This window comes from Paraburkholderia sp. RL17-381-BIF-C (genome assembly GCF_046026435.1).
In the GTDB taxonomy this organism is placed as follows: domain Bacteria; phylum Pseudomonadota; class Gammaproteobacteria; order Burkholderiales; family Burkholderiaceae; genus Paraburkholderia.
Window position 1 is genome coordinate 41473 of sequence record NZ_JARESX010000053.1, and the last position, 6475, is coordinate 47947.

Consider the following 6475-nt stretch of genomic DNA (forward strand, 5'->3'; position numbering starts at 1 on the left):
GCGGCGCCGGTTCCTCGCGCGAATGAATCAGATCGTCGCGCCTTCGAGTTCGCCGATCATCTTCTGCATCTCGGCGCCGCCGGCCATCATGTCGAGCACTTCGTCCTTGCTGATGGTTTCCTTGGTGAACGTGCCGAGCGATTTGCCGCGATTGAGCACCGTGAACGAATCGCCGATCGGATACGCGTGATGCACGTTGTGCGTGATGAAGATCACGGAGATGCCTTTCGCGCGCGCCTTGTGGATCAGCTTCAGCACATTGAAGCTCTGCTTCACGCCGAGCGCGGCAGTCGGTTCGTCGAGAATCAGCACGCGTGCGCCGAAGTGAATCGCCCGCGCGATGGCCAGACACTGTTTCTCTCCGCCGGACATGGTGCCGATCGGCTGATGCGGGTCGCGCACGTTGATGCCCATTTCCGCGAGCTTGTCGCGCGCGGTGGTGGCGCTCGTTTCCAGGTCCATTACGCTCAGGAAGCCGAACAGTTTCTTTTGCGGCTCGCGTCCCATGAAGAAGTTGCGTGCGACGGAGAGTAGCGGCACCAGCGCCAGATCCTGATAGACGGTGGCGATGCCCAGGTCGAGCGCGTCTTTCGGCGACTCGAACAACACCGGTTTGCCATCCACCAGATACTGGCCGGAAGAGGGCTGATGCACGCCGGCGAGCGTCTTGATCAGTGTCGACTTGCCCGCGCCGTTGTCGCCGAGCAGGCAATGCACTTCGCCGCGTCGCAGACGCAAGGTCACGCCGCTCAGCGCGATCACCTTGCCAAAGTATTTGTTGACGTTTTCGAGCGCGAGGATCACGTCGTCCTCGCGAGCGCTCGCGCTGCCCACGGCATTCGCTACGGTATTCGTATCGGACATGGTCGTCTCCTCGTTACGCCTGCGAGACGCGGCGGCGCACATAGTGATTGAACAGCACGGCGATCAGCAGCATCACGCCGAGGAACACGCGGAACCAGTCGGAACTGACGTTCGTGTAGGTAATGCCGATCTGCACCACGCCAAAGATCAACGCGCCGAAACACGCGCCGACCACCGATCCGTAGCCGCCCGTCAGCAACGTGCCGCCGATCACCGCGGCGATGATCGCTTCGAACTCCTTCTGCAAGCCCCGGTCGGCGGCAGCCGAGCCGATATCGCACACCTGCAGCACCGCGAACAGGCACGAGCAGAACGCGGTCAACACGAACAGCGAAATCTTCACGCGACGCACCGGCACGCCGACGTTCTTGGCGGCGTTGGCGTCGCCGCCTACCGCGAGAATCCAGTTGCCGGCGCGTGTTTTCGCCAGCACGAACGCGCAGACCGCGGCGAGTCCGAGCCACCACAGAATCACCTTCGGAATGCCCGGCACGAGCGCGTGGCCGTTATCGAGCAGCGTGCCGATGCCGTGATGCGCGAGCATCGTGAAGAGACCGTTCAGCGCGACGCCGTGAAACAGCGTGTTCGCAAGCCAATCCTGTTGCGCGAGATCGCCGACGCCGGAGACGATGGTGCGGTCCGCGAACATGATCGACAGCGCGAGCGTGAGGCCGCGCAAGATAAACAGGAACGCGAGCGTGACGATGAACGAGGGCAGGCGCGTACGCATGACCAGATAGCCGTTCAGCGCGCCGAGCAGCATGGAACCGGCAAACGCGAACAGAATGGCGAGGGAAATCGGCCAGTGAAAATAGACAGACGGAATCGCGACCATCATGCCGGCGAAACCGATCATCGAACCGATCGACAGATCGAACTCGCCGGCGATCATCAACAGACACGCGCCCACGGCGAGAATGCCCAGATACGCGGACACCTGCGACCAGTTCATCACGCCGTCGAGATTGAACATGCCGGAGTTGCCGGCCGTCAGCGCGAAAACGAGAAACACCAGTACCGCGCCGGAAATCGCGGCGAATTCGGGGCGGTTCAGCACATGGCCGAACCTGGATTCCTTGCGCAGCCGTTCATCCGAATCGGGCAGCGGCGGGGCTGCCTCAGTAGTCGTCTTGACGTGCGGTGGGAAGTGTTTGCCGGCTACACCCATGATGTCTCCTTGGAACCCGGTTGTGCCTGCCTCGCGCGGGGATGAATTGCGAGAACGACAGCCGGTGAAATGCGCGGTGGCGGCGGGCGGCCCGTCCGGTATCGAAACGGTGCCCGCCGTGCGCGTGACTAACTAGAGAAAAGAATCAGCGGTACTGCCCTGCGTACTTGATGACCTTGTCGAGGTTTTCCTTGGTGATGAAGCCCGGGCCCGAACGGATATTCTTCGGGCCGTAGGACGGCGCGAGACCGTAGGTGGCAAGCCGTTCCTTGAACTTCGGATTCGCCTCGAGAATCTTGCGGATCTTCGCGGGATCGGTGGTGTGCTCTTTCTTCACGATCGCCAGCACGGCCACGGGGATATAACCTTGCAGGTACGGCTGCTGGTCGATCGCGAACTGGATCGTGCCGTTCTGGATCGCTTTGGCGATGTCGTCGGAGAAGTCGAACGTGCAGAAGTAGATCTTGCCCGCCAGACCCATTTGCGTGACCGCTTTCAGTGTGGCCGAAGCCGGGGTCGGTCCGAGCGTCAGGATTGCACCGGTGTTCGGGTGATTACGCAGATACGCGCTGACCTTCGATTGAATTTCGGTCGGGTCCTGGCCGGAGTCGATGGTGGACGACTTGTAATCGACGCCGATCGCCTCGGCAAAACCGCGGCAACGGTCGAACGACACGGTGTTGGTGGCGAGGTGATTCACGCACAGGAACGACTTCACGCCTGCTGCCTTGGCTTTCTCACCGGCGGCTTTGCCGGCCACGTATTCGGGCTGGCCCACGTGCATGATCGCGCCGAGTTGCGCGCTCTGTTCCTCCGTGCCGGAATTGATCGTGACGAGCGGAATCTTCTTCGCGGTGACTTTGTTGATCGAGCTCTTCAGCACGTCGAAGTCGGCGATGGTGACGATCACGCCGTCGTAGTTGCGCGCGGCGGCCTGCTCGACCAGACGCGCCATATCGGCAATGTCGCCGTTCGGCGGATTGCGATAGTCGGTCTCGACGTTGAAGTCCTCGTCGGCCTGTTTGATGGCGTTCTTGATGGTGTTCCACCACGAATCCGAATCCGGCGCGTGGCTGATCAGCACGAAGTGTGCGTCAGCCGCGCGGGCGGCCGAGGCCGCGCCGAATCCCGTCGCCAACGTCAATGCCGTCACCAGAATCCTGAGCGTAGCCTTGCCCTTGCAAAGTCTCATTGTCTCCACCTTTCTCGGTATGTCGTTTTTGAAGGGAGCGTCTGGCGGGCGGCTTTTCATCCGCATACGGCCCGGGTGTGTCCACCAAAGCACCATCGCTCACGACCAAGATTAGGCCATCTTCCGAGGCGTTGCAATGAAAATTTCATTACAAATAAAAATGGAAAATACGTTCCATTTGCTTCGGCGGCTGCCTATAATCGGCAGCGTCAGGAGGCCGTGTGGCGGGCGTGACGAGCCGCTGCCGCACTGCAATAAAGCACCCGAGAGAGAGCCATGGCGGAAGAGAGCACCGAGGAATTGCCAAGTGTCGAAGAATTGATGCAGCGCATCGCGGAAAACTACGATGCATTGCCGCGTCAGTTGAAGAATGTCGCGACCTATATCGAGCAGCACCGTTCGAGCGTGATGGTGGATCGCACCAGCGACATCGCCGCGAGTTGCGGCGTGCATCCGTCGGCCGTGGTGCGTTTTGCGCAGCGCTTCGGCTTTTCCGGATTCTCTGATCTGCAGGCGGTATTTCGGCAGGCTTACACCGGACAGGGCAGTTCGTCGCCGAGTTATCAGCAGCGGATTCGCAAGCTGATCGACGAAAAGCCGGGCGCGCTGTCCGGCGGTTCAGTGGCGCGTGAATTCATCGCGGCCTCGCGCGGCGGTCTCGAAGAACTCGAAGCAGGGCTCGACGACAAGCAGTTCGACGCCGCGGTGAAGATGCTGCAGCAGGCCGACAACATTTACGTGATCGGCGTGCGGCGTTCGTTTCCGGTGGCGAGCTATATCGTTTATGCGTTGCAGCACACGCCCAAGCGCGTGCATCTGGTGTCCGGTTTCGGCGGCATGTACCGCGAACAGATTCGCAGCGTGAAAAAGGGCGACGTGGTGATTGCGATCAGCTTCGCGCCCTATGGAAAGGAAACGCAGTATTGCTTGCGTGTTGCGCATCATCACCAGGCCAAGACGCTCGTTATTACGGATAGCCAACTATCTCCGCTCGCACGTTACGCCACCACGCAATTGTATGTAAAAGAGGGCAGCGCGTTCGCGTTCCGCTCGCTGACCAGCACGATCTGCTTGTGCCAGGCGTTGTTCATCGCGCTTGCGTACAAGCTCGAATTGAATGTTGAAGAATCCAAAGACACCGGAGGATACGATGACTGATGGGGCAAAGACGATCGACGTGGCCATATTCGGCGCGGGGCGCATCGGCAAGATTCATGCGGCGAATCTCGCGCGGCAGCCGGGCGTGCGGCTCAAGTACGTGGTCGACGTGAATCGCGAGGCGGCCGCCGCGCTCGCCGCCGAGCACGGCGCGCAGGTCGCGGATATCGACGGCGCGATGGGTGATGCGTCCGTTGGCGCGACCGTGATCTGTTCGAGCACGGACACGCATGCGGATCTGATCATGCAATCCGCGGCGCAGAAGAAGCATGTGTTCTGCGAGAAGCCGGTCGATCTGACGCTGGCGCGCGCGCAGGCTTGCGCGGACGCGGTCGAGCGCGCGGGCGTGGTATGCATGATCGGTTTTCAGCGCCGCTTCGACCCGACCTTCTCGGCGCTGAAGGCACGTCTGGACGCCGGCGAAATCGGCACGCCGGAAATGCTGGTGGTGACGAGCCGCGATCCGGGTGCGCCGCCGGTCGAGTACATCCGGCATTCGGGCGGCATCTTCAAGGACATGCTGATTCACGACTTCGACATTTTTCGCTGGATTCTCGACGACGAGGCCGACACGCTGCATGCCACCGGCAGTTGTCTGAGCGACCCGGCGATCGCCGATGCGGGCGATATCGATTCGACCGCTGTGACGATCCGCACGAAGCGCGGCCGCCTGTGCCAGATCAACACCGCGCGCCGCGCCGCGTACGGCTATGACCAGCGCTTCGAGGTGCTGGGCAGCGCCGGCATGCTGCAGGCGGGCAACGTGCGGCCCACGGAAGTGACGGCGTACTCGAAAACCGAGGTGTCGAGCGATGTGCCCGAGGCGTTTTTCCTTGAACGTTATCGTTCCGCTTACGCGCATGAAATCGCGCATTTCTTCGATGCCGTGACGCACGGCAAGCCGGTGCGCACCACGGTGGCGGACGGCCTGAAAGCGCTTGAACTCGCCGAGGCCGCGAGCCGTTCGTGGCGCGAGGGCCGCGTGGTCAAACTGGGCGAGGCGTTGTGATGACGGCGGCCGCGGCACGGCTTCGGGTAGGCGTGGTCGGACTCGGGCGTCTCGGCAAGCGGCATGCGGAAAATCTGGCGTATCGCGTGCCGGGCGCGGCGGTCGTGGCGGCTTGTAGTCCTGTGGAAGAGGAGCGCGCGTGGGCGCGTGAAGCGTTGCCCGCGCCGCGGCTGTACGACGATTACGCGGAGTTGCTCGCCGATCGGGAGGTGGATGCGGTCTGGTTGGTCACGCCGTCTTCGTTGCACGCGCAGCAGATCGTCGATGCGTTGCGTGCGGGCAAACATGTGTTTTGCGAGAAGCCTTTGTCGCTGGATCTGGCGGAGTGCGAGCGGGTGCTGGCCGAGTCGGCGCGCTATCCGCATTTGCAGGCGACGATCGGCTTCATGCGGCGCTTCGATCCGAGCTATAAGGACGCGTTCGAGAAGATCGAAGCGGGCAAGATCGGCCGGCCGTTTCTGGTGCGCTCGCAGACTGCCGATAAGAACGATAGCGACGGTTTTTTTGTGCGCTTTGCGGCGACGTCTGGCGGCATCTTTCTCGATTGCACCGTGCACGATATCGATGTGGCGCGGTGGTTATTGGGTCGGCCACGGGCCAAACGTGTGTTTGCGGCAGGTGTTGCCGCGATGCACGAAGGGCTGCGTGAGTTCGGCGATGTCGATAACGGTGTGGCGATCTGCGAGTTCGAAGACGGCAAGCTGGCCATGTTTTATGCGTCACGGACGCAGGCGCACGGAAATGATACGCATAGCGAAGTGATTGGTACTGATGGGGCGCTGGCTATTGGCCATAATCCGCGTGCGAATCGCGTCGAGATTTATGACGCCACCGGGATCCGGAACGAATGTACGGCGAATTTTTTTGATCGGTTCGAGGATGCGTTTTTGTTGGAGGCGCGGGCGTTTGTCGCTGCCGTGCGGGGTGGGGCTGGTTCTGCGGCTGCGCAGGCCGGGGCTTCGCTTGCCGATGCTTTGGAGGCTACGCGGATTGGGGTGGCGTTGAGGGAGTCGTTGTTGAGCGGGGAGGCGGTTGGGTTGTAGGGTTTTTGGGGTTTTGGCCTTTCCTTGATTTGTTGGTGGTG

6 protein-coding genes are annotated in these 6475 nt (G+C 61.6%); 3 read left to right on the forward strand and 3 right to left on the reverse strand.

The annotated features are described in order from the left end of the window. Positions 1-27 precede the first annotated feature (27 nt). The 3 genes from P0D70_RS26505 to P0D70_RS26515 all read right to left on the reverse strand — a co-directional run bounded on the left by P0D70_RS26505 (position 28) and on the right by P0D70_RS26515 (position 3224). Positions 28-864, reverse strand: a complete 837-nt coding sequence (locus tag P0D70_RS26505) for an ATP-binding cassette domain-containing protein (RefSeq protein ID WP_408186641.1) — start codon at positions 862-864, stop codon at positions 28-30. A 13-nt stretch (positions 865-877) separates the two neighbouring features. Next, positions 878-2032 carry an ABC transporter permease gene (locus P0D70_RS26510; RefSeq protein WP_408186642.1) on the reverse strand — a complete coding sequence of 385 codons (1155 nt, stop codon included), beginning with the start codon at positions 2030-2032 and terminating at the stop codon, positions 878-880. A 145-nt stretch (positions 2033-2177) separates the two neighbouring features. Continuing rightward, complete coding sequence (locus tag P0D70_RS26515; protein ID WP_091792652.1) at positions 2178-3224, reverse strand: sugar ABC transporter substrate-binding protein; 1047 nt, start codon at positions 3222-3224, stop codon at positions 2178-2180. Between the two features lie 276 nt (positions 3225-3500). Between P0D70_RS26515 and P0D70_RS26520 the strand changes: the two genes are divergently transcribed. From P0D70_RS26520 to P0D70_RS26530, 3 genes are read left to right on the forward strand one after another with little or no spacing between them, the layout of a single operon-like run. Next, a complete protein-coding gene (locus P0D70_RS26520) occupies positions 3501-4382 on the forward strand; it encodes a MurR/RpiR family transcriptional regulator (RefSeq protein WP_007181073.1) in 882 nt (293 codons plus the stop codon). Continuing rightward, positions 4375-5391, forward strand: coding sequence for an inositol 2-dehydrogenase (iolG, locus tag P0D70_RS26525; protein ID WP_408186643.1), 1017 nt, complete (start codon positions 4375-4377; stop codon positions 5389-5391). The genes P0D70_RS26520 and iolG overlap by 8 nt, the downstream gene beginning before the upstream one ends. Then, entirely contained in the window at positions 5391-6434 is a 1044-nt protein-coding gene (locus P0D70_RS26530; protein WP_408186644.1) for a Gfo/Idh/MocA family oxidoreductase, read from the forward strand. The genes iolG and P0D70_RS26530 overlap by 1 nt, the downstream gene beginning before the upstream one ends. Positions 6435-6475: the final 41 nt, after the last annotated feature.